Origin of the sequence: Leucobacter salsicius M1-8 (genome assembly GCF_000350525.1) — a bacterium.
In the GTDB taxonomy this organism is placed as follows: domain Bacteria; phylum Actinomycetota; class Actinomycetes; order Actinomycetales; family Microbacteriaceae; genus Leucobacter; species Leucobacter salsicius.
Genome location: NZ_AOCN01000019.1, coordinates 64,459 through 89,847, shown reverse-complemented (window position 1 = coordinate 89,847; position 25,389 = coordinate 64,459). Strand labels below are relative to the sequence as shown.

Below are 25,389 nucleotides of genomic sequence, written 5' to 3'. Positions count from 1 at the left end.
CGGTTAGCCTTCCGAGCGCTTGGCGCGGAGCTGGTCGGCGAACTCGATCACCCAATCCTGGATCTCGGCGCCCAGCTCGTGGTGGTCCACCCCCAGCAGTACGTTTGCCTTGATCCAGTCGGCGCGGTCGCCCGTGTCGTACCGGCGGCCGCGGAACACGACACCAAACACCGGAGCCTCGCCCTTACCTTCAGCAAGCACGTGAAGCGCGTCGGTGAGCTGGATCTCGCCACCGCGACCGGGCGGCAGCTCGTCGAGCAGGTCAAAGATCTCGGGGCGCAGCACGTAGCGACCGATCACGGCGAGGTTCGACGGTGCCTCCTCGCGAGACGGCTTTTCCACGAGCCCGGTAATGCGCACCACGTCGGGGTCGTCGGTCGCCTCGACCGCGGCGCAGCCGTACAGGTGGATCGATTCCTCGGGAACCTCCATCAGCGCGATGACGGTGGCGCCGCGGGCGTCGTGCTCAGCAATCATGCGGTCCAGCAGCGGGTCGCGGGCATCGATCAGGTCGTCCCCCAGCAGCACCGCGAACGACTCGTTGCCCACGTGGCAGCGGGCCCGGCCCACTGCGTGGCCGAGCCCGTTGGGCTGGCCCTGGCGTAGGAAGTGGACCTCGGCGAGCTCGCTCGACTGGTGCACCTTGTCGAGCTTGCCCTCGTCGCCCTTGCGCTCGAGCGTGTACTCGAGCTCGGGGACGCTGTCGAAGTGGTTGAGGAGGTTGTCCTTGTTGCGGCCCGTAATGATGAGGACGTCGCCGAGGCCGGCCTGTGCGGCCTCCTCCACAACGTACTGAATCGCGGGTTTGTCCACGATCGGCAGCATTTCCTTCGGCATGGCCTTGGTCGCTGGCAGGAACCGGGTCCCGAGACCCGCGGCCGGAATGACCGCCTTGGTAACCGTCTGGCGAGGCTTGTGTGCTTCAGTCATACCGGCCAGCTTAGCGTGGGATCCGCACAAAAGCGCCGATCCCCTCCGCGTTCTCGCGCCCTGACCGCGGCGCTCGTATGCTGGGGGCATGCGTGAGGACCCGGATCTTAAGAGCAAGGCCGCGATCCGGCGCAGCGTGCGCGCCCGCCGCGGGGCGATGCCGCAGGCGGTTCGCGAGGACGCTACTGCGCAGCTCACCGCGCGCCTGATCGCGCTCACTGAGGCGCTCGGCGCGCGTTCGGTGGCGGCTTACAGCGCCGTACCCTCCGAGCCAGACACCGGCCCGTTTCTGGAGTGGGCGCTCACCCAGGGCATCGACGTCATCCTGCCGATGTCACTCGCGGATTCACGGCTCGATTGGGTGCGCTACACGGGAGTCGACAGCCTGGCGGCGGGGCGACACGGCATCACCGAACCGGTGGGCCCACGACTCGGCGGCGATGCTGCCGCGGGCGTCGACCTGATGCTGGTACCCGCGTGCGCCGTCGACGAAGCGGGCACACGGCTGGGCTGGGGCATGGGCTACTACGATCGCTGCCTCGCGCAGCTGCCCGCGAGCATCCCCGTGTACGCGGTCGTGTTCGACGACGATCGCTTCGCGACACTCCCCCATGACCCGCACGATGTCGCGATCACGGGCGCAGTGTCCCCCGGCTCAGTGACCCGGGTTCTCAGCGTCACCGACTAGCATTGACCCCTGTGCCTACATACGCTTATCGCTGCGCTGACTGCGGTCACGCCTTTGACATCTACCAGTCGTTCTCTGACGACGCGCTGACCACGTGCCCCGAGTGCGATGGCACCCTGCGCAAGGTGTTTGGATCGCTCGGCGTAACCTTCAACGGTTCTGGCTTCTACCGCACCGATTCGCGCGCGGAGAGCTCGTCGGCCAAGTCCTCGAGCTCTTCAAGCTCTTCAAGCTCTTCAAGCTCTTCGGGATCAGGTTCTTCCGGTGCTTCGAGCTCCGGATCAGCAGCCTCGGCCAGCTAAGCGTTCGTTTCACCCGCTGCGCGCAGGACGCTAGCCCCAGTGCGGTGGGCGGTCGCGCCGCAGCGCCTCGTCGTGGGCGCTCACCTGCTTGCGCGCCGACGCGTCGCCCCATCCCTCGGGCCGATCCTCTGATGCCTTCGCGTTCAACAGGTGCTCCGACGGTCTCGGGTCGACACCGGCGGGAGCCGGGCGAGACGCGCGGCGACTAGGTCGCCGCGCACCGCCCCGACCAGCGCCGTCTGACGCGTTGCCGATTTCTGCGGTCACTGGGCTTTGGGGCTCACGTCGCTCGCGTTCGAGCCGTCTGCACTCGCACCGTCCTCAAAGCCGACCATGCGCGCGATGCGGCGTGCCACCTCGTCGGGGTCGGTGAACAGGTCGAAGCTCTGCACGCGGTGGTAGTGCCAGCCGAGTCGGCGCAGCACCGCCGGCCGCAGCCGCAGCGTGTCGCGCAGGCTGTCCGAGCCGTCGCCGAGATCAATGTCGATGGCAATCGCGCGTTCACCAAACGAGGCCGCGATCGGAATGACGCCGAGGTAGTCGAGCACAACGCGGATCCCGCGCTCCTCGAGCCGGTCGGCAAGCTCCCCCAGCATGGGGTCGCGCTGCGCGGGAAGCGCCGGCTCTGCCGGTTCGGGGTGCTCGTGCGCGAGCAGCTCGGCGAGGTCGACCACGCCGTGCTTGATGCGCGCCTTGTCGAGGTCCTTCGGCTTGAAGCAGCTGACGATCGTCATGGCCCGGCGGGCGCGGGTCATCGCGACCGCGAGCAACCGCTCGCCACCGGGCTTGCCGAGACCACCGAAGTTCGACAGCACCCGGCCGTGCGGCGTGCGGCCGTAACCGATGGAGAAGATCACACGGTCGCGGCTCTGCGCGGTCGCCTGCTCGAGGGTGAGCACCGCAAACGGCTCGGCGCGCTCGCCGAGCAAGAACTCGCGGTACTGCGGAAACTTCGAGAATGCCTGCAACACGGCCTGGTAGACCCGCACCGCGTGGCGCGAACTCGCCGTGATGACCATGAGTGACTCGCTGGCGCGGTCGCTCGCGTGCTCGAGCACGAGCTGCACCACCCGCTCAACCTCAGCATCGGTGCTCTCAACCGCGCCCGTGTTCTGGTCGGGAAGCCCCTGCCCGCCCGCGACGAAGTCGTAGGTGAGGCTCGAACGGCCGAGGAAGGAACCAGCCCACGGCATCGTCTGGATCGCGCCGTCGTAGAACCGGGAGTTCACGAGGTGTGTGAGATCTTCGCCGCCCGCGCGGTAGCTGCGCGTGAGCGTGAGCGTCGGGAGCACCTCCCCCAGCTGCGCGAACGCCGAGTGCTCGTGCGTCAGCTCGACGAGGCCCGCAGCCTGATCTTCGGACTCGTCGACGGGGCCCACGGCGATCTCGAACCGCGACGGGCTCTGCGTCATCGTGTCGCCGAATGCAACGACCTGGTCTGCGCGGCGAATCGCGCCCAGGTTCTCGACGAGCGTCGTCGCACCGGCGTCGACGAGCAGCACTGTGTCAAACCGCATGGAGTCGGGCAGCTGCGCCACCTCGTACGGCGACATCGCCCACACCGGGGCCAGCGTCGAAAGCAGGGTCGGCGCGTGCTGCGCGAGCAGCCCTGCCGTCACGTAGCGGCTGCGCAGCGCCTCACGCATCGCGAGCGCCTCGTGCTTGTGGTCGAGCACCGCCACCCGCCAGGCGTCGGCGAGCGAGGCCGCGAGCAGCGTGCCGTTCGCTCCGCAGTGTGCGTCGTCGACCAACCTGAAGTCGGCTTCGAGTCGATCGATCACCGAGGTGTTTGCGCTCAGCAGCGCCTCGTTGGTCTGAAGCATGCGTTCGAGCGCCGACTGCCACCATGCAAGCTCGAGCTCAGCGGCGACCCCGTCGGACGGCACATGGCGGGCCGACAGGTCGTCGAGCAGCGGCTCGAGGTGCGCCTGGCGCATGCGCTCGACGATGGTCGTGCGCTCCTGAATGTTCTGCAGCACCTCCGACTCCCGTGCGAGATCAGAGACGCGCTCGGCGAGGCCGCCCAGCGTCAGGTTCTTGAGCCGGTCACGGTCAGCATTGATCTCGAGCACGGCATCGAGCGCGTCGAGGTCTTGGTAGGCCGACTGGTAGGCCGCCACGACGTCGGCAATCCCCAGCGGCACCTCGGGGCGTGTGCCCTCAATCGTGCTGTAGCGCTGCCACAGCACGCGCTGCTGCTGAATCTGCACGAGTCGCGCATACATGTCAGAGATGTGCACGCCGGGGCGCACGTACTCGCGGGCCAGCTTGCGCAGGCGCCGCTTGTTCGACGACGTCATCTCCTCGGCCCCGCGCGGGGCGTGGGCCGCAATGACCTCGGTCAACGAACGGTCGTAGACATCGGGCGTGAACCGGTCGAGGGTGTCGCGCAGCCCCATGAGCAGCCGCAGGTAGACGCCCAGCTCGGCGATCGTCTCGTACGGGCGCATGGAGGTCTGTCCGACGACCTCGTTGGCCATGGAAATCAGGCGGGGCAGCTGCGACTCGGCGAGGTTGACCGCGAGCGAGTACGCCTTGCGCGCCTCTTCGGTCGTGCTGAAGCTGACTCCGTACCAGGGGGAATCCTCGGGACCGTACTGGAACTGCCCGAGTCGTGCGACCTCGGTGAGCGCCTCGGCCATCGCCGAGCGATCGATCGTGAGCTGCGCGAGGGCGTGATCGTCAAGCCGTACCGTGGTCGTCGGCGGCTGCTCCATCTGCGACAGCTGGGTCAGCTCGCGAAGCGCCTCAATGGGCGAGACACCATACCGGGCATCCGGATCCTTAAGCGCGGCACGGTAATCCACGAGCGCGCCACGCAACCGGGTGAGGGCGGCGTCGACGTCGCGCAGCTGCTCGCCGCGGGCGTTCTCGTTGCGACTGATCGACTCGACCAGGCCGCGGCGCAGCCGGCGGGGGCCGACTGACAGGCCGGGAAGGCCGGCGCGAGTGAGCCGGTGTGTGATGCCGTCAAGGGTGGCTCGGCGCGGCGACACAACGAGCACGCGCTTGCCCTCGCGGGCCAGGCTCCCGATCGCATTGACGACCGTCTGGGTGCCGCCCGTGCCGGGAAGCGTGTGTACGACGAGCGGGTGCCCCGCAGCAATCTGCGCGAGCACGTCGTCCTGCTCAGCATCGGCGTCGTAGAGGTAGCGATCGGTGTCGGGCGAGCGCTCGTCTGACGGCGTCGGCGTGACCGGGCGAAAGCCCTCGGCCAGCCCCTTACGCGCGGGCTCGCTGCCACAGATCGCCGAGAGCAGCTGCGAGTCGAGCCCCTTGGCGTCGGAGACCATCAGCTGCGAGACGTTATGGAACGACGAGACCACGAGCCGCGGCTGCACCACAAACTCGGGAACGCCGGCGGCCATCTGCCGCAATCGATCAATCACGGGCTGTGGCTTGAACACACCCTCGGACTGTGACAGCTCGATGAGCACACGGGCGTCGACAGCGATGCCAAACTGCTCGCGCATCACGCGAATCAGCTCGGAGTTGACGACGGGGAACTGCTTGAGCTTGAGTTCGTAGTCGCGCCCGTAGCGGCGAATTGCGACGGGACGCAGCAGCACCGGGGCACAGAACTCTTCGCCCTCAAACGTCCACTTGGCAATACCGACGCCGAGGTGAACGGTCTCGAGACCGCGCACCGTGCGCATTTCGATGGCCTTGTCGGTGACCCGACCAGCTGCATACTTGGCGTGGCGCAGTGCGAGGTCGTCGCGAATCAGCGCCGACAGCAGAATCTTGTTGCCCGTAATGAACTGGGGCAGGCCACCGGGGTGGGTCGAAGAAAGCTCGATCCGGTTGGCAGGGCGATCGTCGAAGTGCAGCAGCGGGTTGCGCCCACCAATGCGCACGAGCTCGGCGCGCCACTGCGCGTGCTCGTCTGCGTACGCGTCCACGAGCGACACGGGCGGGCCCGACAAATCGGCGGCCAGATCCGGCTCCTGAGGTTGTGGCGCGCGAGCAAGCGAGCCCTCGTTCGCGGGAATAAGCTGCTCCGTGGGCTGCTCACTCGTTGCGCTCGAGGCGCCACGATCTTCGCGACCCGGTTCTGGTCGCCGACGCCGATCTACACTCCACACACCGCCACCCTAAACGCCGCAGCCGATAATCGGCGCAACGCGCGCGGAGTTTCGTGGTGACGGTGCGTGATATTGACTAACTAGCGTCGGTTTTGGCGGTGACCACCGGATCGGCGACCTGGGGTTCGCCGCCGCGCAGCTTCTGAAGGCCGCGCATCACGTGGTACACGGCTACCGCCGCAATGGTGCCGAGCGCGATGCCGTTGAAGACGACCGTGCCCACCTGCAGGGTGAAATCGGCGATGCCCACGATCAGCGGAACGGCTGCCGCGAACTGGTTGATGGGCTTCGAGAAGTCGATCTTGTTGTCCATCCAGATCTTCACGCCGATGAGGCCGATGAGGCCGTACAGCGCGACCGTCACACCGGCGAGCACGCCCGCGGGCACGGTGAAGATCAGGGCGCCCACCTTGGGCGAGAAGCTGAGCAAGAGGGCCATGCCACCCGCGACCCAGTAGGCCGCGGTCGAGTAGACGCGAGTGGCGGCCATCACGCCGATGTTCTCGCCGTAGGTCGTGGTGCCCGAGCCGCCGCCGAAGCCGGCGAGCATGGTCGAGACGCCGTCGGCGAGCAGTGCACGGCCGGTGAGGTTGTCGATGTCGCGGTCGATCATGAGGCCGACGCTCTTGACGTGGCCAACGTTCTCGGCGACCAGCACGAGCACAACGGGCAGGAACGCGGGCAGCAGCGCCCACAGGGTCGGGTCGCTGAACGGGTTGCCGACCGCGTGGAATGTGGGCAGACCGATCCAGGCGGCATCGTTCACCGCGGTGAAGTCAATCTCACCCATGAACGCGGCGGCAATGTAACCGACGACCATGCCGAGCACGATCGAGAGCCGCCCGATGAGTCCGCGGAACAGCACCGTGATGAGCAGCACAGCCGAGATCGTGATGAGCGCGACCCAGCCGGAGAGCTCGGTGGCATCCCAGTTGTTCTTCACGGTGGGTGCGAGGTTGAAGCCGATCAGTGCCACGATCGCGCCCATGACGACGGGCGGCATGAGGGCGTTGATCCAGCCCGAGCCGAAGCGGTGCACCACGATGCCGACGATCGTCATCAGCACGCCGATGGCGAGGATGCCGAACGAGGCGCGTCCGAGATCGTCACCGCCGGCGAGCGCCGCCATGATCGGGGCGATAAACGCGAACGACGAGCCGAGATAGCTCGGCAGACGGTTGCCCGTGATGAGCAGGAACAGCAATGTGCCCAGGCCCGAGAAGAACAGCGTCGCGGTGGGGCTGAAGCCCGTAATGAGCGGCACCAGGAAAGTTGCGCCAAACATCGCCACAACGTGCTGCATGCCGAAGCCGATGGTGCGCGGCCAGCTGAGGCGTTCCTCCGGCAATACGATCGCGTCGGGTTCGACGGTTCGACCATCGCCGTGAGGGGTCCAGGGCAGCGTCATAGGGGCTCCTTTGGTGCGCTATTCAAATGTGCGTGGGGCGCCCCACGCCAATCGAATATCCTAGCGCGCCATTGCGCCCATGTGCGCGACATACCCGCGCGAATTACATCAGTTTGGGCAGCAATCTGCGCGCGAGAGTCTGCTTCGCCGCGGTATAGGGCGGCATGATCGTTGCAGCAAGCGTGTCGGGGCGAAGCGGCTTCGACAGCACCGCCTTCTCTTGGCTAAAGATGAGGAATGAGCGCTCACCGTGGTAGGCGCCTGTGCCGCTCTCCCCCACCCCACCGAACGGTAGCTCGGGGGTCGCGAGGTGCAACACCGGCACGCCAAATCCCAGCGCTCCCGAGCTCGTCTCGCGCTCCCACCGATCGCGCACCGCCGCATCGTCGCTGAAGACGTAGGCGGCGAGAGGCTTATCGCGGGCGGTGACGAACGCGAGCGCGGCATCGAGCGACTCGACCTCAACCAGGGGCAGGATCGGACCGAAGATCTCGTCTTTCATAACAGCCGAGTCGTGAGCAACGCCAGCGAGCACGGTGGGATCGATGTGCCTGAGACTCGGATCATGTCCACCCCCGGCCACGATCTCGCCATCGCCCAGGTACCCCACGAGCCGGTCGAAGTGGGCATCGTTGACGATGCGGCCGTAGTCGGGGTTGTCGGCCGCAGCGCTGCCGTAGAGGTCATGGATTGCGCGCTCGAGATGCGGTGCAAGCCTGCTCAGCGTTTCAGGTTGGCCCAGCACATAGTCGGGGGCCACGCAGGTCTGCCCCGCGTTCATGAACTTGCCCCAGACGATACGCTTCGCGGAGTCTGCCAGCGGCACCGTGTCGTCGACGTATACGGGTGATTTGCCACCGAGCTCCAGGGTAATCGGGGTCAGTTGCTCGGCCGCCGCGCGCGCAACGATGCGCCCCACGCGACCGTTGCCGGTGTAGAAGATGTGGTCGAACTTCTCCTGTAGCAGCGCGGTCGTCTCGGTCACCCCGCCCTCGACCACAGCGACTGCGCGCCGGTCGATGGCGTCGGGGAGCAGCTGCGCCAGGAGTGCGGAGGTTGCGGGGGCGAGCTCGCTCGGCTTGATAATGACAGCGTTACCTGCGGCAAGCGCACCCACGACGGGCGACAGGGCCAGCATCAGCGGGTAGTTCCATGGGGCGATGACGAGCGCGACCCCCAGCGGTTCAGGCACGATTCGTGCTGCAGCGGGCTGCAGACCCACTGGTACCCGCACGCGGCGGGGCCGCATCCATCGCCGAAGCTGTGCGAGCGCGTGATCAATTTCGGCGACCAAGAACCCGATCTCGGTGATCTGCGCTTCGGTGGCCGACTTGCCCAGGTCAACACGCAACGCGCGTTCGAAGTCGCTGCTGCGCTCCACCAGTAGTGTGCGCATGCGTTCGAGCTGCGCACGCCGCCAAGCCTCGGGGCGTGTGATGCCCAGGTCAAAGTTGTGGCGCAGCCCGGCCACAATTTCAGATACCTGATTCGCTGCGGTGGCGTTCATAGCCCCACCCTACTCGTGACCTCAGTCCTCCGCTTCTTTGCGTGGCTTACTTGTCGGTGTGAGTTGGGCGGTGTTGGCGACTCGGCGCCGACGAGACGCAACGCGCTGAAGATCCCCGCGTCAGATCACGGCCACGAACCTCGTGCCCGCGGAGTCATCAGCCGAATGCCTGCGGGCCACATCAGCACCTCCATCGAGGGCGCACGGCTGCACCTGTTCTCGGAGCATGAACTGCTGGAGATCCGGATCACGGCTGCCATTGGGAACTCAGGAACTCCCGTTCGACAGCGCGCGGATCGCTGCCTCATACAGTAAAAGGCGCCCAATCCGAGGATTGGGCGCCTTTCTACGGTCTGAGCTCTACCAGGGGTGGAGCGCCGGGACGATCAGGAACACGCCCGCGACCGCCGCAAGACCTGCGAGGCCAAAGAAAAGGTAGGCGAGGCTGGTGGCCCAGCGAGGGTGCTCGGCCTCCTCAATGTCGTCTTCTTCGTCGTCGCGCGCGGGGCCGTTGGAGGCACCCGAGCCGTCTGCCACGGGAGTCGCGAGGAATCGAATACCGAGCGAGTACAGTGCGACAACGAACACCGAGGAGCCGAGCGCGGCACCGAATACCGTAACGAATGCCATCCAGTCAATCATCGTGCGCCCCCAGCATCGTTTCCGTTGCGTTGATTCTTCTTCGCAGCGCGGGCCGCCTTCTTAGCGGCCTTTGCTTCGCGCTCGGCCGCTAGACGGGCCTCGCGCGCGGCACGGTCGTCGCGCACCGCTGATTGTTCAACAGGCGACAGCGTGGGCGACGAGCCCGTGGGCGTCTTCTGCTGGCGCTTCGCTTTGTCTGCCTTGCGAATGCGCACGGCGTAGCCTGACTCGGCGACGTCGGGTGAAGGAATCGCGTTGTCGTGGCCGACCTTGTTGCGGCTGGAGCGCCAGAAGATGAAGAGGATCACGCCGAGGCCGAGCACCGCATCGATCACGATGCCGACCGTGCCGATGTGCGCAATGAGCGCAGCGAGCGCACCGACCGCACCTGCAGCCGGCAGCGTGAACAGCCAGCCTGAGGCGATCCGGCCCACCGTACGCCAGCGCACGGTCGAGCCACGGCGACCGAGGCCCGAGCCAATGACCGAGCCCGAGGCGACCTGGGTCGTTGAGAGCGCAAAGCCGAGGTGGGTCGATGCGAGGATGGTGGCCGCCGTGCTCGTCTCAGCGGCAAAGCCCTGAGCCGGCTTGACCTGCGTGAGGCCCGCGCCCATGGTGCGAATGATGCGCCAGCCGCCCGAGTACGTACCCAGGGCAATCGCAAATGCACAGGTCGCGATGACCCAGAAGTGCGGGCCGGTGTCAGGATCCTGCAGGTTCGCCGCCACGAGGGTGAGCGTGATGACGCCCATCGTCTTCTGCGCATCGTTCGTGCCGTGCGCAAGCGCGATCAGCGACGAAGAAGCGATCTGCGCATAGCGGAAGCGGCCGCGGCCATCCTTCTTGCCGTCGTTGCGACGCGTGATCGCGTAGGCGACCTTCGTGGCGGTGAACGCCACGATGCCTGCGGTCAACGGCGCGATGAGGGCTGGGAGGAGCACCTTCGAGAGCACCCCTGCACCGTTAATGGCTTCAAACCCGGCACCCACGATGGCAGCACCAATGAGGCCACCGAATAGGGCGTGCGACGAGCTTGATGGCAGCCCGTAGAGCCAGGTGACGAGGTTCCACACGATGGCGCCAATGAGGCCGGCGAAGATCATCTCTGGTGAGATGAGCACCCCGCCTTCACCCTCATTGATGATTCCACCCGCAATGGTCTTAGCGACCTCTGTCGAGAGGAAAGCGCCCACCAGGTTCAAGACCGCGGCAAGGATCACGGCGGTCTTGGGCTTCAGCGCACCGGTCGCGATGGGCGTGGCCATCGCGTTCGCGGTGTCGTGGAAACCGTTAGTGAAGTCGAAGAACAGGGCCAGTACGATGACCAGCAGCACGATGAGAGAAAGTTCCACCGGCATCTTTCGTTTGAGATCGGATTCCTGAGGACACCTCGCGAAGTCATGTCAACTTCACCGTTTGTTCAGGCAGTCTTACGACCCGCGTGCGCCTCAACAATGGTTCCACCAGATGCAGGCCAGGTCAAGCCAGAGAATTTGTGTTTACCTGCCGTTCACCCGTGGTTCGCGTGTGGCCGTCCGATGCGCTGTTACTCGGGAACTGCAGCACCTGTGAGTTCTAGAATGGGCACACAACACAAAGGAGCAACCATTGAGCACTCTCGCTGATTTCACCCCCGAGGCCGGGTCAATCACGATGTTTTCGACCGTCTGGTGCGGCTACTGCAAGCGACTCAAGCTCATGCTCGACAAGACCGGCATTCCGTACACCATCGTCGATATCGAGGAGACACCGGGCACTGAAGAGCTCGTCAAGGCCGTCAACGGCGGCAACGCTGTCGTGCCGACCTTGGTCTACCCCGACGGCACGACGGCCACGAACCCGAGCCTCAACGATGTCAAGGCTGCGCTGGGGGTCTAATGCCGGCTTGGGCGCCTATCCGAAGTTGAGGCGAACTTCGTCGTAGCGCGCGACGGGCACCGTCTTGAGCCGTCCCGCTGCTTCGTCGAGCGGCACCATTTCGATGCGGTCGCCCTTCAGCGCGGCGAGCGTGCCCCAGTCCCCCGTGTGCGCGGCGTCAGCCGCGGCCATGCCCGTGCGGGTCGCGAGCACGCGGTCAAACGCGGTCGGCGAACCGCCGCGCTGCACGTGCCCCAGCACGGTCGCGCGGGTCTCGATGCCCGTGCGCTCCTCGATGAGGGGCGCGAGTGATTCGGCGATGCCGCCGAGGCGCTTGCGCCCCATCTCGTCGAGACCGTCACGGGTGACTGACGCGCCGCCCTGTAGCGTGAACCCCTCTGCGACGACGACGAGTGACGAACGCCCGCGATCACGCACGCTGAGCACCCACTCGCAGACCTGTTCAATGGACTCGGGGCGCTCGGGAATTAGCGTCACCTGCGCACCGCCAGCCATGCCCGCGTGCAGCGCAATCCAGCCGGCGTCGCGCCCCATCACCTCGAGCACCATGCAGCGGCGGTGGGACTCCCCCGTCGTACGCAGTCGGTCGATCGCCTCGGCGGCAATCGATACTGCCGTATCGAAGCCAAACGTGTAGTCCGTGCCCCCCAGGTCATTGTCGATGGTCTTGGGTAGGCCGATCACCGGGATCCCGCCATTGGCGAGCATGCGTGCGACGGTCTGGGTGCCGTTGCCTCCGATGAGCAAGAAGGCATCGATCCGGTACTTTTCCATGCCGGACCGGATCGCAGATAGGTCAGCCTCGGGGCCCTCGAGCAACCCGCCGGGAAACGGCGGAACCCGGCTGGTGCCCAGCACCACGCCGCCGAGGGGCGACAGCCCGCGTACGGCCGCGCGGTCCAGGGGGACGGTGTCACCCTCGTGAAACCCGCGCCAGCCGTCCATGAACCCGATCATCTCGAATCCGTGTACGTCGACGCCGCGCAGCACTGCGCCGCGAATGGCAGCATTCATGCCGGGGCTGTCGCCGCCAGAACACAGCACACCTATGCGCATGTTTCTCCTCTATCGAGTGCCTGGCCCCATGCTATCGGTGGCAGCTCTGGCCACTGTGATGACCAAAGCTGCCAACCTTCGCACGGGTCGTGCCTCACACTGGAGCGGAGCGGTGCTTATGCGCCCGCGAGTGCGCGGCGCAGCACCTCCATGAGAGCCAGCAACTGCACCGGATCAGCATTTTCTTCAACCGCGGGCGCACCATCGAGTGCGCGCGCAGCTAGCCCGGCCTTGCTGTCGATCAGCTCGGCGATCTTCGCGTCGATAGTCTGAGCAGCCACGATGCGCCATGCGGTGACCGGTTCCTCCTGGCCGATACGGTGCACGCGGTCAATGGCCTGCGTCTGCTCGGCGTCGGTCCATGACAGCTCGGCGAGCACCACGTTCGATGCCGCCTGCAGGTTCACGCCCACGCCCGCTGCGGTGAGCGAGCACACCGCGACCGAGACCTCGGGGTCGGTGTTGAACGCGTCGATCTGTTCCTGACGGAAGACGGCGGTCTGATCGCCCCGAATCGACACCGTGCGCAGGCCGGCGTCGGCGAGCTGCTTTTCAACGGTGTCCATCACGTCGACGTGCTTGGCGAAGAACACGACCTTGCCGACCGAGCGCACGAGCTGTGCCGCGTAGTCCGCCGCGAGGCTCGCCTTGGCCTGACCGATCTGGCGCACCATCGTAAACACGTTGAGGCCGTCTGCCGAGGCGTTCGACTCCTCGAGCTCCTGCGCGCACACCATGCGAATGATGGCATCGTCAGACAGCTTCGCGCCCAGCTTGCCGTTCTTGATCGTGGTGAAGCGAGCGACCAGCTTGTCCGCGAGCTTGCGCTCGGCATCGCGAATGCCGCGGCCGAGGTCGTCGTCGAGCTCGACGGGCAGGTCGACAACCCGCTTGGCGGGCAGGTCCTTCGCCACGTCGAGCTTGCGGCGGCGCACGATGCCCATTTCGATGACGCTCTGACGCGCCTCGGGGTAGAACGCCGAGTCGGCGGGGGTCCAGCCGTTGTGCTCGAGTTTAGCCATCAGCTCGGGCCCGGGCTTCTCGCCATCGGTCCAGCCGAGGAAGCGCCAGATGGCGCGGAAGTCATCAATGTCGTTGATGAGGGGCGTACCCGTCAGCGCGATCATCAGCGGCGAGGTGCCGGGCGTGCGCTCGCGAATGCGGTCGGCGATCGCGAGCACGTTGCGCGACCGCTGCGAGCTCGTGTTCTTGATCATGTGCGCCTCGTCGACGACCATGCCCTTGAACCCGAAGTCCGAAATCCAACTCAGGTGACGATCGAGGATCTCGTAGTTGATCACGAAGACGTCGGCAAACGCGTCGATGTCTGCGCCGTCGCCGTGCACGACGGTGACGCGACGGCCCGGGGTCCAACGCTCAACCTCGCGCGCCCAGTTCATCTTCACCACGTTGGGCACCACGACGAGCAACGGGTATGCCCCGGCGACCGATGCGGCGATAACCGACTGCGCGGTCTTGCCGAGTCCCGGTTCGTCGGCGAGGAGGTAGCTGCGGTGCCCCTCACGCACGCTTGCCAAGAACTTGGCCTGGTGCGGCATCAGCTCGCGCCCGGCCGGCGAGAAGCGATCCGGCACCGGAGGCTCAGGAAGCGGCATGCAAGCTGAGCCGCTGCCGCCCTGCTCAAACGACTTCAGGAGCGGAGATAGCAGCTCCCAGTTCGCGAGCCGCACCACGGGGGTGGACTGCGTGGGCGGCGCGAGGTTCGGCGCCAGGAACGGATTCGCGAGCTTGCGCGCGACGATGCCTGCGGGCACCACCTGGCGCTCGGCGAGCTCGGGCGGCACGACGGCCTTCTGCGTCGTATCGGCGGCTTCGTTTTCAGCAGCCTCGGCCTCGGGCAGTTCGATGCCGGCCTGCTCAATCATCTTGCGCTTCAGCGCACGTGTCGCCTCGGTGATGGGCGCGGTGGGCTCGAGCAGCGTGATGAGGCTCGTGTCGCGGGCCGCGGTCTTCGCGAGGATCGCCGCCACACCATCGAGGCGCTTGAGCGTCTCGGTGCGCTCGGCGTCACTGACATTCTCATCGGTCTTGACGCGGGCGCGCTCCTCGCGCATCAGCAGCGCGATGACGTGGTACTTGGTGCGGTTGGCGGGGGTCGCCTTGCCGCGCTGGGCAGACGCCTCAACCTCGCGCACCGCGCGGGCCAAGAGCGGAATGATGCCCTCGTTGTGGGTGTGCTTGCGACGTCCGTTGCTGCGCGACTTAGCGCTGCTCTTTGAACCAGACTTGCGCGTGGCAGTATTGCTTGCCAATGGAACTCCTGATCGGCGTGATGCGGTCTCGGAATGCGCCCGAGGCGCGGGCGGCTGGGCGAGCACTGGGCAGACATCGCGTGCAAGACTTCATGGCACACGGGGCTCACGACGCACTCGTCACCTGCAACCGTGTGCCCATTCTAACACCGGCCCCTGGGTGCGCAGTACCCCTCGAGGGCAGGTTGTTCGCGTTACTCCCCGGCGAGGAGCACGCGCGCACGCACCACATCGTCGTGCATCTGCTCGATCAGCGCTTCAAGCGACTCGAACGCGACGGTGCCGCGCAGGCGATGCGCGAACTGCACTTCCATCGCCTTGCCATACAGATCGCCCTCAAAATCTAGAATGAACGCTTCAACGCGTGACTGCTCGTTGGGCGTGAAAGTCGGGTTGTTCCCGACCGAAATTGCGGCCTCGCGGCGCACCCCATCGATCACGACCCAGCCCGAGTACACGCCGTCTGCCGGCACGAAGCCCTCGAGCGCTCCGCCCAGGTTGGCGGTGGGAAACCCGAGTTCGCGGCCGCGCGCGTCTCCGTGTACCACTTCACCCCGCACCACTGGTGGGCGGCCGAGCATGCGGTGGGCGGCCTCAACATCGCCCTGCCCGAGAGCTTCGCGCACGCGCGAGGACGACACTTGGTCGCCGCCGTTGTCCTCGACCCACTCCACGAGCTCAGCGTCAAAGCCGTACTCTGCGCCGAGCCGCTCGAGCAGGGCGCCGTCGCCCGAACCGCGGTAACCAAAACGGAAGTCCGCGCCCATCACCACGTGCCGCGCGCGCAGCTTGTTGACCAGCACGTCGGCCACGAACTCCTCGGCGGGAATGCGCGCGAACGCCTCGTCAAACTCGACCATCACGCAGACGTCGACGCCCGCCGCTTCGAATGCCTCCAGCCGCTGAGCACGGCTCATGAGCGGGTGCGGGCAGTGATTCGGGTTGAGGTAGCTCAGTGGGTTGTTGGCAAAGGTGAAGACGACGGTGCGACTGCGCACGCCCTCCCCCGTCGACTGCTCGGCAGCACGGTCCAGCTGGCTCAGGATCGCCTGGTGCCCCCGGTGCAGCCCATCAAACTTGCCAACGGCCACGCAACTGCCCGCCGCAAAGTCGGCGGGATCGAGCTCGCTGAGCGATTCAAAGACCTGCATCGTCACCTTCCGGGGTTGAACGAAGAGAGTGTTCGCGGGCCTCGCCACGCAGCCACAGCAGCCCCAGCACCGGCAGCACGAGTGGAATAAACACGTATCCCTGCCCAAAGTTTGACCACACCGATGGGTGCGCAAACAGCTGCGGCGCAATCAGACTGAGCGTGCCGACGATGAGCACGCCACACAGCTCAAACGTGAGCGCGGCCCAGGCGATGATGCGCCAGACCCCGCGGCGCTTGATCAGCGCGATTGTGGCGAGCACGTACACGAGCGCGGCAACGGCCGACAGCACATACGCAAGCGGTGCCTCGTCGAACTTCGTGATGATCTGATAGATCGACCGAAACGTTGCTGCCATGGCCAACACGATGTACACCGCGATGAGCACGCGACCGAGCCCACCGAGGCGACCGGGCTGGGCTGACTCACCGATGGGGCGTACGGCGCGATGATGTTTCAGGTGTGACACGAGGTTCAGCTTACCCGCGGCACCTGCAGGTCGATGCCACCCACCGTCGCGAGAAACATCTCACCGTGACCGGTGATCTCGATGGATTCACCGGCAGACACGTAGAGCGACTGACCTCGGCGCGCAGAGGCAACCTCGGCCAGCGGCGCCGGCGCGCTCGTGTCCGACGCGTCAGCGCCGGCGCCCTCGACCCGCTCGATACGCACGCGCCCCCGCGTCACGACGATGACGGCCGGCCTCGGCACTCGGATCGCCACCCGCCGCGACGCGCGTTCGTGGCACTCCGGCATTCCGGCGTCATCGTCGGGGTCGCACACGCGCGCCCGCAGCAGCTGAAAGTCGTCAATGTCTGGCTGCCAGGCGTCGAGCCCGGGTGCGAGCCGTTCGGGGGCTAGACGCGGGTCACCCAGCTCCTCGGGATCGAGCACGCGGGTGAGCTCCTCAATATCCACGTGTTTCTCGGTGAGGCCCGCGCGCAGCACGTTGTCTGAGGCCGCCATCACCTCAACCGCGATCCCACCCAGGTACGCGTGCAGTTGCCGCGCTCCTAGGTAGATGGACTCGCCCGGCTGCAGCCTGACGTGATGCAGCAGTAGTGAGACGAGCACACCAGGGTCGCCCGAGTGCGTGTCGATCAGTGCGCGCATCGCGAGGTCACGGTCACCCGAGGGCGAGACGCCCGGGTCCCCGGGAACTACCGCCGCGGCAAGCCCGGTCAGCGCCTCGAGTGCTCGCGCGACCCGGTGGTCACCGCTAAACACCCAGCTCAGAAAGAAGCTTCGCAGCTCGGCGTCAGTGGTCGATACTTCGTCGGGGCAGAGCTTCTCGGCCACGGCCTGGAGTGCCGCGGCGCCCTCCGGATCCGGAACCCCCGCCGCCGCTCGCGCGTACCGCTCGAGGTCATCGCGGGCAGCCACCAGCGGCCGAAAGCCAGACAGCGCGCTCACCTCACTAAGCGCAACGAGCAGCTCCGGTTTGTGGTTCGCGTCGCCGTAATTGCGTTCGCGCGCATCGCGCGGCACGCCCGCGGCCTCCTCGGCCGCGAATCCCGCCGCGGCCTGAGTGCGGTTGGGATGCACCTGCAGCGACAGCGGCGCCCCGATCGCGAGCACCTTCAGCAGAAATGGGAGCGGGCCGCCATCAACACCGTAGCGATCCGGATCAGCCTCGACCAGATCGATGACCGAGTGGGGGGCGGGTGTCGCCTTTGCGATCTGCGCCGGGCTCCCGGGGTGCGTCCCTAACCAGAGCTCGGCCTGAGGTAGGCCCGTGGGCGTCGTGCCGAGCATTTCGGGCAGAGCATCGGTGGAGCCCCACGCGTAGGCACGCGGGGTGTTCTCAATGAAGATCAGCACGCCACTCCTTAGGTCTGCATCACGACTCAGCACGAAGCATGCTCTACCATACCGACTATGGCCCAGAGCAAGACCCGACTTGGCGTGAGCGCATACGCGATCTGCGTTTTCGTATTCACGCTTGGAAGCAACGGCGTACGTAATCTGCTCGGCTGGCCCATCTTTTTGGCGCTCGCCGTGGTGCTCACTGTCGTGGGCGTCATCATCTTTGTGCGCGAGAAGCCGGAACGCTTTCGGTGGTATCGCCTGCCGTCACCGCTGTATTGGTTCTTGGGGCTCGCTGTGCTGTCGATCGCGTGGTCGCAGTACCGCGTTGAGAGCGTGCTGGGGGTTACCGCCCAGATTGCCACGACGATTCTCGCGGTGGTGCTCGCGTTCGTGCTGACCTGGCACGAGGTGCTGCGCACCCTCGGCACCGCGCTGCGGTACCTGCTGGGGCTCTCTCTCGCGTTCGAGCTCTTTGTGTCGCTGGTGATTCGCCAGCCGCTGTTGCCGCTAGGGATGGAACCCCCCGAGGGCAAGATCCCCAAGCTGCTCTACTGGAGCCGCGACCTACTCTTCGAGGGCGGCCCGATTCAGGGGCTCGTGGCGAGCTCCGTGCTGCTCGGGTTCATCGCACTGCTCGGTCTCATCGTGTTTGGCGTGCAGTTGCGTGCGGGCCTCGTGCGCCCATTCACGGGCTGGTTGTGGCTCGGCATCGCTTTTGTCACGGTGCTGCTCACTCGAGGTGCGACGGTGTGGGTCGCGCTCGTGGCCGTCGCGGCCGGGCTCGGCCTAGCCCTGTGGGCGCGGCGCATGCGCCCCGAGAAGCGCGCACCGCTCTACATTACGGCGATCACCCTCATCACCGCCGCGGCAGCCGCAACGCTGTTCGCGCGCGATTTCGTGTTTGGGTTGCTCGGCAAGAGTGGCGATCTGACCGGTCGCGTCGAGACCTGGAACAAGGTCATCGAGCTCGCCGAACAGCGGCCGTGGTTTGGCTGGGGCTGGGTGAGCTACTGGGCCCCCTGGGCCGAGCCTTTCAAATCGCTCGACACGAAGGCCGGCCTGCAGGTCATGAGCGCGCACAACGCGTGGCTCGACGTGTGGTTGCAGCTCGGCATCGTGGGAGTGCTCGCGTTTCTGCCGCTCGTGGCGCTCACCATCTGGCGCGTCTGGTTTCGCGCGGTTGACGCGCCCCGCGTAGGCTTTGGCCCGGCGCTCCCCTACGCGACGAGCGCGCTGTGGCCGTACCTCGTGATGATCGCGCTCGTTGTCCAGTCACTCACTGAGAGCCGGCTACTCATTGAGGGCAACTGGGTGCTGCTCGTGCTGCTCGCCGTGAAGTCTCGCGTCGACTTTCAAGTTCCGTCGCAAGACGCGGAGCCCACCAAACTGCCTTGGCGCCGGGTTCCCATTCCCCGCGACACCGGCACAATCGACATCAAGAGGTAAACAACCATGGCTGATCCGAGCGAGCGACTGCACCGGCTGCGCGCCGATGCCCGACTCGAACGCGAGACTGCGATGGAGTCTCGGGTACGCGGCGGGCAAGACCCGGCGACGGCCTCTGAAGAGGTGCCCGGGATCGACGAGCTGGTCGTGTTTGCGCTGCGCGAGGAGCGCCTCGAGGACCGCGGGCAGCTCGCCGAGTACGCGCTCGCCCGGCTCGCAGCGCGAGCGGGCGGGCCTGACGCCGCCGAGCACACCCGCAACGCCGACCGGGTCGAGTTCGAGATCCTGCGCGATATTGCAGACGAGTTTCCCGAGCTCACCGTGGCAGTCTGGCGCGCGGGCGACCGGCTCGACCTCGCCTAACTGCCGCCGCTCGCCGCTGGGACCCGGGGAAACTGATCCGGATCAGGCCGTACTCGGCAGCCCGCCGGTAGACTCATAGAGTTATTGCCCTGTTTGCCGCTAGAGAGGCGCGCGCTACATGCCGACCACCCTGCAGAATGTTGTTTTTCCCGTCGCCAAGGATCCCGATGTACTGCCGCTATATGCGGACGCCGAGATCTGGTCAAAGGTCGGCGGCAAGCAGGTGCGGCTCAGCCAGAACGCCCACATCGACAATGTGATCTCACGCTCGAGCATGCGCGTGAACGCGGGCAAGCGCGTCTCGTTCGCGAGCTACTTCAACGCGTTTCCCGCCGCCTACTGGCAGCGTTGGACGGTCGTGAGCAGTGTGCGTCTCACTCTGCGCACCGAGGGCCCCGGCACCGTCATCGTCTACCGCTCGAACGCGGGCGGCGTGCAGCAGCGCGTGGACTCCCGCGAGGTGTCGGGAAGCGTGGAGAACACCTTCGACCTGCCGCTCACCATGTTTAGCGACGGCGGCTGGTACTGGTTTGATCTCATCGCCAGCACCGACGATCTCATCCTCGCGGCCGGCGCCTGGAGCACCGACGCGGAGCCCGTGCAGACGGGCAAGCTCAGCCTCGGCATGACAACCTACAACAAGCCTGACTACTGCGTCACGACGCTCGAGAACGTGGCGGACGACCCCGCGCTGCTCGAGGGCATCGACCGGATCTTCCTGGTTGACCAGGGTACGCAGAAGGTGCGCGATCAGGCCGGCTTCGATGAGGTCGCGGCGCTGCTCGGCGAGAAGCTGCAGCTGATCGAACAGGGCAACCTGGGCGGTTCGGGCGGGTTCTCACGGTCGATGGCCGAGACGCTTGAGCGCGAAGACTCCGATTTCTTGATGCTGCTCGATGACGACGTCGAGTTCGAGACCGAAAGCGCGCTGCGCGGGCTGCAGTTTGGCCGGTTCAACAGCGAGCCCGTCATCGTGGGCGGCCACATGTTCGACCTGCTCGACAAGCCCGTCGTGCACGCGTGGGCCGAGGTCGTACGCCCGGACCAGTTCATATGGGGTCCCTCGTTTGAGCAGCAGCACCGCCACGACTTCCGCAAGCAGAACCTGCGCCAGACGAAGTGGATGCACGCCCGCCTCGACGCCGACTATAACGGCTGGTGGATGTGCATGATCCCGAAGCAGATCATCGCCGAGATCGGGCTGTCGTTGCCCGTGTTCATTAAGTGGGATGACGCCGAGTACGGCCTGCGTGCCCGCGCCGCCGGCTACCGCACGGTGTCGATGCCCGGTGTCGCACTGTGGCACGTGTCGTGGCTCGACAAGGATGATTCGCAGGACTGGCAGGCGTTCTTCCACACGCGCAACCGCATCGTTGCCGGGCTGCTGCACTCTGACCGTCCCGGCAGCGGGAAGCTGCTGCAGGACGCGCACCGCCAAGACATCAAGAAGATGCTCAACATGCAGTACTACGCGGTGCAGCTTGCGATCGACGGCATGCAGTCGGTGCTGCGTGGCCCGCAGTCCCTCCACAAGACGATTTCGACGGACATGCCGGCCGCCCGCAAGCGCGCCGCCCAGTTCCCCGAGACCCACGTCTACAAGCCGGGCGACACCGACACACCTGTCGCAGTGGGCGGTCGAGCGTTGCCGCTGCTCGACGACCCCACTTCGCCGCGGGGCATCAAGCTGGCCCTGTTTACGCTGCGTATGATCCCCGAGCACTGGCGCCGGTCGAGCACCGAGAACGACTTGCGTGCGCCCGAGCTCGAGTACGCGAAGCGCGACGCCAAGTGGTGGCAGATTCCCCACCACTCCAGCGTGATCGTGGGCGCCGCCGACGGCAGCGGCAAGATGTGGTACCGCCACGACCGCGCCAAGTTCCGTCGTCTGCTGCGCGAATCGCGAGCGCTGAGCCGTCGCATCGAGAAGAACTGGGATCGCCTCGCGGCCGAGTACCGCACAGCCCTCCCCCAGATCACCTCGGTGGAGGAGTGGAAGAAGACGTTCGAGGGCCGCTAGGCCCCGCCGCTTCACAGCACGCTAGATACACGAAAGAGGCGCCCCTTCCAATGGAAGGGGCGCCTCTTTCGTACTGTCTATTGCCTTGCTAGTGCTTCAGGCGGTACAAGAACGCAGCCATTGCTTGACGCGACACCGCAGACTTCGGGTTGTAGTACAGCTTCCCGTTTTTCCGGGTGCCTTCCGTGATGCCCTTGCTCTCCATCCAGGTGATCTGCTTGTAGAACATGTGATTCTTGGGGACGTCGACGAAAGGAGACTTCGGTGCCCCCTTGTAGGTCGCCTTATCTACTCGGTACAAGAACGCAGACATCGCTTGACGCGACACCGCAGACTTCGGATCGTAATAACGCTTACCGTTCCTAATCGTGCCCTTGGAGATGCCTTCCTTGTACATCCAGGCAATCTCCCGAAAGTAAGGATCGCTCTTCTTCACATCGACGAACGGTGACTTCTTTGGAAGAGGGTAGTTCGCCTTCTCCATGCGGTAGATAAATGCAGCCATGGCCGCACGGGTCACGGGAGCCTTGGGCTCGTACTTTCGCAAACCGCTGCCAGCGCTATAGCCTGTCGAGATCTTGGATGAGCTCATCCAGTCAATCTCCTTCGCGAATTGCTGGTCGTACGTGACGTCGGTGAAAGGAGCGAACTCAACGCGCACGTTAGCCTTACCACCGGCAATGTTTGTGACACGCACCCGCGCGACGCTCGAGATCGGGGTGGAGACGCCGCCCTTCGCCATCGCAAGGTGCTTCATGTTGGCGTACGAGCCTGACGTCTTGTAATACGTCAGGGCCGTGCTGCGCTTAGCTGCGTAGGGAACCCAAGTTCCACCGCGATTGAATTTTGCGGTCGGGTAGCTCTTCGAAACCACGACACCGTTGGTCACAGCGGTGACGCGATCTGCAGAATACACTAAGTTGGCATTGGGACCGGACGAGTCCTGTCCCACGTTATTGCGGTACTCGACGTAGAACGACTCACCACGAGGGTTCGAGACCTTCAAGCCGCGAAGCCCTGAGTTGTTACCCATAGGGTTGAGCGTGAAGTTCTGAACCCGACCACCGCTGGCCTGGACCGTGCGTATGCTACCAGACGGGTTTACTCCCAGCGCGGTACGCTGAGCCAGGCCCAAGGCGACCGGCTTAGGACCAGCACTGTTGGTGTGACCCATCAGGTCCCAGGTGTTGCCATACTCAACGTCTTGGCAAGTCGAGCCAGAAGGCTTCAGGACTTTGAGGATCCCTCGGTTCTGGTCGTCATCCTTCCACGTAGTACGAGCGTCAATCGTGCGGCCAGAGCAAACGCGCGACTGCGAGTGGCCAAGGCTCAAGTTGTGCCCGACCTCGTGGGCGAGCGTCGACAACGACTTATTGACCGTGCCCTGCGATGCGGGGTCTGAAGAGTTGCTCCATCCTGCAAGGTCTACCCAGATTTCACCGCCAGCGTGAATATTGGTGCCGATACCTGCGAGACCTGCACCCCCGCCACAGCGGTACTTCGAATCAGCGACCACAATGAGGTGGTGACCATTCGTGTATGTGTTTGATTTCGCCTTGAAGTACTGAGCCGCGGCGCTCCACAGAGTCGCGGGAACGCAAGCACCGGTGGTCCGGGGAAGCGCCTTGTACTTGCTCACGGCAAGACCATCGACAGCACCATTGCTCTGTGATTTCCAGTAAGTACTCGTTTGACCCACGAGACTTCTAATCTGGGTCTCGTTGAAGTTACGCGAGCTCGAGGACCCACCAAAATAGACTACGTCGGCCGTGTGCTTCTTCTTGGAGGGGGCAGCCCCAAGTGGGGAGCCAGAGAGCGCTTCAACTGGCGTCGTGACGGTGCCAGTGGCTTGAAGCTCTTCTTCCTGTTCAATAACAGCCTGGTTGACGGTGTCGAGCATCTGCACCTCAGTCAATGCGCCTTCGGCCTTGAGCTGAGCAGCCACGGCCGCGCGGGCCGATTCTGGCAGAACGGCGGACCCGGTGAACTCGCTGTCCCCCGAGATCGGCTCGCTGATGGCCGACGTGTCGACGGGCACAAACGCTCCGCTGTCTGTCGCGAGCAGCACTCCTGAAAATAGCCCTGCGTCCGCCGCAACTTCACCCTCGGCCGCAGTCGGGTTGGGTTCGTTGGGCAGAAGCACCAGGCGACCGGACAATCCGATCGTATCGGGCACCTCGGTCACCGTTTTCGATGCGTCTGCCTTTACAGCTACTGCATCGTCAGCGGGAGCCTCTTCAGCGGGAATTTCCTCAGCGGGACCTTCTTCGGCTGCACCGGTCTCATCTGACTCAGGTGCATCCTGGGGTACGTCCGCGGGGGCCTGGTTGCCCTCCTCCGTGTCCTCGTCTTCGATGATGACGGGCGGATCGGTGACCGGAGTCTCCTGTTCTGTCCCGACTACGGGATCCTGAGGCCCAAATGCTTGAGCGGGCGACGCGCTCAATACGAGCAGGGCCGCGAGCACACCCCCCACGAGTGTCTTGGATGTATTACGCAACGAGTACCTCCGCCGGGGACTGACAATGATCAGACATCAGTGTAAGCGAAGCTGAGAAAATTCTGAACACGAACTCCGCAATACGCATGCGGTAAGCACAAACTCCCTCGACTACGCACACGCTCAGTAAAAAATACCTAGTTGAGGCATTTACCGGATTGCCTGAAACTGTGCTGCTTAGAGCGTGCCTTCGAGCTTGTTGTTATACATCGAGAGCGCCGAACCGATCGCCATGTGCATGTCGAGGTACTGGTAGGTGCCGAGTCGGCCACCAAAGTAGACCCCGCTCTCGCCTTCGGTGCGCTCGCGATACTTGAGCAGGCGTTCCCGATCCTCGGGAGTATTGACCGGGTAGTAGGGCTCGTCCTCGCGCGTCGCGAAGCGCGAAAACTCACGCATGATCACGGTCTTATCTGCGGGGTAGTCGCGCTCGGGGTGGAAGTGGCGGAACTCGTGGATGCGCGTGTAGGGAACGTCGGATCCCGCATAGTTCATCACGCTGGTGCCTTGGAAGTCCCCGGTCCGCAGCACCTCTTGCTCAAAGTCGAGGGTGCGCCAGCTCAACTCCCCCTCGGCGTAGTCGAAGTATCGATCGACGGGGCCGGTATAGACGACTGGCACCTTGCCAACGGTGTCCTTCTTGTTGAGCGGCTGCGATTCGTCAAAAAAATCGGTGTTCAGGCGCACCTCAATATTGGGGTGGTCTGCCATCTTCTCAAGCCACGCGGTGTAACCGTCGGTCGGCAGCCCCTCATACTTGTCGCTGAAGTATCGGTTGTCATAGTTGTAGCGCACCGGCAGGCGGCTGATGATCTCAGCGGGCAGCTCAGTCGTGGGGGTCTGCCACTGCTTCGAGGTGTAATCGCGAATGAAGGCTTCGTAGAGGGGGCGTCCGATCAGCGATATGCCCTTCTCCTCGAGGTTCTTCGCTTCCTTCGTGTCGAACTCTTCCGCCTGCTTCGCGATCAGGGCCCGGGCCTCGTCGGGTCCGTGTGCTGCGCGGAAGAACTGGTTGATCGTACCCAAGTTGATGGGCAGCGGATACACCTCACCCTCGAAGTTCGAATAGACCTTGTGCTGGTAATTCGTGAACGACGTAAACCGGTTGACGTACTCCCACACTGTCTCGTTCGAGGTATGAAAGAGGTGGGCACCGTACGTGTGCACCTCGATACCCGTCTCGGGGTCGGCGTGTGAATAGGCGTTACCGCCAATGTGCGGACGACGGTCAATGACAACCACTTTCTTGCCTGCGGCGGCTGCGCGCTCGGCAATAGTGAGTCCAAAGAAACCTGATCCGACTACGAGAAGATCCATGCCCTCCAGCT

20 protein-coding genes are annotated in these 25,389 nt (G+C 65.1%); 6 read left to right on the top strand and 14 right to left on the bottom strand.

From position 1 onward, the window contains the following. Window positions 1–3 precede the first annotated feature (3 nt). On the bottom strand, window positions 4–930 hold the full coding sequence (galU, locus tag C795_RS0108090; protein WP_017793255.1) for a UTP--glucose-1-phosphate uridylyltransferase GalU: 927 nt from the start codon (window positions 928–930) through the stop codon (window positions 4–6). Between the two features lie 88 nt (window positions 931–1,018). Between galU and C795_RS0108085 the strand changes: the two genes are divergently transcribed. Together C795_RS0108085 and C795_RS16910 are read left to right on the top strand one after the other, a co-directional pair. Then, window positions 1,019–1,618, top strand: coding sequence for a 5-formyltetrahydrofolate cyclo-ligase (locus C795_RS0108085; protein WP_017793254.1), 600 nt, complete (start codon window positions 1,019–1,021; stop codon window positions 1,616–1,618). An 11-nt stretch (window positions 1,619–1,629) separates the two neighbouring features. Next, complete coding sequence (locus tag C795_RS16910) at window positions 1,630–1,920, top strand: FmdB family zinc ribbon protein (RefSeq protein WP_033349380.1); 291 nt, start codon at window positions 1,630–1,632, stop codon at window positions 1,918–1,920. Between the two features lie 30 nt (window positions 1,921–1,950). On the opposite strand, the gene C795_RS17205 is transcribed toward C795_RS16910, so the two are convergent. The 6 genes from C795_RS17205 to C795_RS15575 all read right to left on the bottom strand — a co-directional run bounded on the left by C795_RS17205 (window position 1,951) and on the right by C795_RS15575 (window position 10,914). Beyond that, complete coding sequence (locus C795_RS17205) at window positions 1,951–2,187, bottom strand: hypothetical protein (protein ID WP_157487034.1); 237 nt, start codon at window positions 2,185–2,187, stop codon at window positions 1,951–1,953. Then, on the bottom strand, window positions 2,184–6,005 hold the full coding sequence (locus tag C795_RS15580; RefSeq protein WP_232225457.1) for an AAA family ATPase: 3,822 nt from the start codon (window positions 6,003–6,005) through the stop codon (window positions 2,184–2,186). The genes C795_RS17205 and C795_RS15580 overlap by 4 nt, the downstream gene beginning before the upstream one ends. Before the next feature lie 76 nt (window positions 6,006–6,081). Continuing rightward, window positions 6,082–7,413 carry a uracil-xanthine permease family protein gene (locus C795_RS0108070; RefSeq protein WP_017793251.1) on the bottom strand — a complete coding sequence of 444 codons (1,332 nt, stop codon included), beginning with the start codon at window positions 7,411–7,413 and terminating at the stop codon, window positions 6,082–6,084. 103 nt (window positions 7,414–7,516) lie between these two features. Continuing rightward, on the bottom strand, window positions 7,517–8,920 hold the full coding sequence (locus C795_RS0108065) for an aldehyde dehydrogenase family protein (RefSeq protein WP_017793250.1): 1,404 nt from the start codon (window positions 8,918–8,920) through the stop codon (window positions 7,517–7,519). Window positions 8,921–9,280: 360 nt separating this feature from the next. Continuing rightward, window positions 9,281–9,550, bottom strand: coding sequence for a hypothetical protein (locus C795_RS0108055; RefSeq protein WP_332248479.1), 270 nt, complete (start codon window positions 9,548–9,550; stop codon window positions 9,281–9,283). 8 nt (window positions 9,551–9,558) lie between these two features. Next, window positions 9,559–10,914: an inorganic phosphate transporter gene (locus tag C795_RS15575; protein ID WP_017793247.1), complete on the bottom strand. Its 1,356-nt coding sequence runs from the start codon at window positions 10,912–10,914 to the stop codon at window positions 9,559–9,561. 301 nt (window positions 10,915–11,215) lie between these two features. Between C795_RS15575 and C795_RS0108045 the strand changes: the two genes are divergently transcribed. Further along, window positions 11,216–11,440, top strand: coding sequence for a mycoredoxin (locus C795_RS0108045; RefSeq protein WP_033349420.1), 225 nt, complete (start codon window positions 11,216–11,218; stop codon window positions 11,438–11,440). Window positions 11,441–11,455: 15 nt separating this feature from the next. Here the strand turns inward: C795_RS0108045 and C795_RS0108040 are convergent, their stop codons facing one another. The 5 genes from C795_RS0108040 to manA form a co-directional block, all read right to left on the bottom strand. Continuing rightward, complete coding sequence (locus tag C795_RS0108040; RefSeq protein ID WP_017793245.1) at window positions 11,456–12,496, bottom strand: 6-phosphofructokinase; 1,041 nt, start codon at window positions 12,494–12,496, stop codon at window positions 11,456–11,458. A gap of 116 nt (window positions 12,497–12,612) precedes the next feature. After that, window positions 12,613–14,769 carry a DEAD/DEAH box helicase gene (locus tag C795_RS0108035; protein WP_017793244.1) on the bottom strand — a complete coding sequence of 719 codons (2,157 nt, stop codon included), beginning with the start codon at window positions 14,767–14,769 and terminating at the stop codon, window positions 12,613–12,615. A 194-nt stretch (window positions 14,770–14,963) separates the two neighbouring features. Beyond that, window positions 14,964–15,920, bottom strand: coding sequence for a bifunctional riboflavin kinase/FAD synthetase (locus tag C795_RS0108030; RefSeq protein ID WP_017793243.1), 957 nt, complete (start codon window positions 15,918–15,920; stop codon window positions 14,964–14,966). Beyond that, a complete protein-coding gene (locus tag C795_RS0108025; RefSeq protein ID WP_017793242.1) occupies window positions 15,907–16,389 on the bottom strand; it encodes a hypothetical protein in 483 nt (160 codons plus the stop codon). The genes C795_RS0108030 and C795_RS0108025 overlap by 14 nt, the downstream gene beginning before the upstream one ends. Before the next feature lie 5 nt (window positions 16,390–16,394). After that, window positions 16,395–17,744: a mannose-6-phosphate isomerase, class I gene (gene manA / locus C795_RS0108020; protein WP_017793241.1), complete on the bottom strand. Its 1,350-nt coding sequence runs from the start codon at window positions 17,742–17,744 to the stop codon at window positions 16,395–16,397. 57 nt (window positions 17,745–17,801) lie between these two features. On the opposite strand from manA, the gene C795_RS0108015 reads away from it, so the two are divergent. The 3 genes from C795_RS0108015 (at window position 17,802) to C795_RS0108005 (ending at window position 21,561) form a co-directional block, all read left to right on the top strand. After that, complete coding sequence (locus tag C795_RS0108015) at window positions 17,802–19,178, top strand: O-antigen ligase family protein (protein ID WP_017793240.1); 1,377 nt, start codon at window positions 17,802–17,804, stop codon at window positions 19,176–19,178. 6 nt (window positions 19,179–19,184) lie between these two features. Further along, complete coding sequence (locus tag C795_RS0108010; RefSeq protein WP_017793239.1) at window positions 19,185–19,541, top strand: hypothetical protein; 357 nt, start codon at window positions 19,185–19,187, stop codon at window positions 19,539–19,541. Window positions 19,542–19,659: 118 nt separating this feature from the next. Beyond that, window positions 19,660–21,561 carry a glycosyltransferase gene (locus C795_RS0108005; RefSeq protein ID WP_017793238.1) on the top strand — a complete coding sequence of 634 codons (1,902 nt, stop codon included), beginning with the start codon at window positions 19,660–19,662 and terminating at the stop codon, window positions 21,559–21,561. Window positions 21,562–21,649: 88 nt separating this feature from the next. Here the strand turns inward: C795_RS0108005 and C795_RS16615 are convergent, their stop codons facing one another. Next, the gene (locus C795_RS16615) at window positions 21,650–24,061 is read right to left on the bottom strand and encodes an S-layer homology domain-containing protein (RefSeq protein WP_157487033.1); all 2,412 of its coding nucleotides are present in this window, start codon (window positions 24,059–24,061) and stop codon (window positions 21,650–21,652) included. Window positions 24,062–24,238: 177 nt separating this feature from the next. After that, window positions 24,239–25,378 (bottom strand): UDP-galactopyranose mutase, encoded by a 1,140-nt coding sequence (gene glf / locus C795_RS0107995; protein ID WP_026139537.1) that lies wholly within the window; start codon window positions 25,376–25,378, stop codon window positions 24,239–24,241. Window positions 25,379–25,389: the final 11 nt, after the last annotated feature.

Coding starts and splice junctions, on each gene's coding strand:
- C795_RS0108055 (WP_332248479.1), bottom strand. CDS start 9,550: ATGGCATTCGTTACGGTATTCGGTGCCGCGCTCGGCTCCTCGGTGTTC.
- galU (WP_017793255.1), bottom strand. CDS start 930: ATGACTGAAGCACACAAGCCTCGCCAGACGGTTACCAAGGCGGTCATT.
- C795_RS0108045 (WP_033349420.1), top strand. CDS start 11,216: ATGTTTTCGACCGTCTGGTGCGGCTACTGCAAGCGACTCAAGCTCATG.
- C795_RS0108085 (WP_017793254.1), top strand. CDS start 1,019: ATGCGTGAGGACCCGGATCTTAAGAGCAAGGCCGCGATCCGGCGCAGC.
- C795_RS0108010 (WP_017793239.1), top strand. CDS start 19,185: ATGGCTGATCCGAGCGAGCGACTGCACCGGCTGCGCGCCGATGCCCGA.
- C795_RS0108065 (WP_017793250.1), bottom strand. CDS start 8,920: ATGAACGCCACCGCAGCGAATCAGGTATCTGAAATTGTGGCCGGGCTG.
- glf (WP_026139537.1), bottom strand. CDS start 25,378: ATGGATCTTCTCGTAGTCGGATCAGGTTTCTTTGGACTCACTATTGCC.
- C795_RS0108030 (WP_017793243.1), bottom strand. CDS start 15,920: ATGCAGGTCTTTGAATCGCTCAGCGAGCTCGATCCCGCCGACTTTGCG.
- C795_RS0108070 (WP_017793251.1), bottom strand. CDS start 7,413: ATGACGCTGCCCTGGACCCCTCACGGCGATGGTCGAACCGTCGAACCC.
- C795_RS0108040 (WP_017793245.1), bottom strand. CDS start 12,496: ATGCGCATAGGTGTGCTGTGTTCTGGCGGCGACAGCCCCGGCATGAAT.
- C795_RS0108015 (WP_017793240.1), top strand. CDS start 17,802: ATGGCCCAGAGCAAGACCCGACTTGGCGTGAGCGCATACGCGATCTGC.
- C795_RS0108005 (WP_017793238.1), top strand. CDS start 19,660: ATGCCGACCACCCTGCAGAATGTTGTTTTTCCCGTCGCCAAGGATCCC.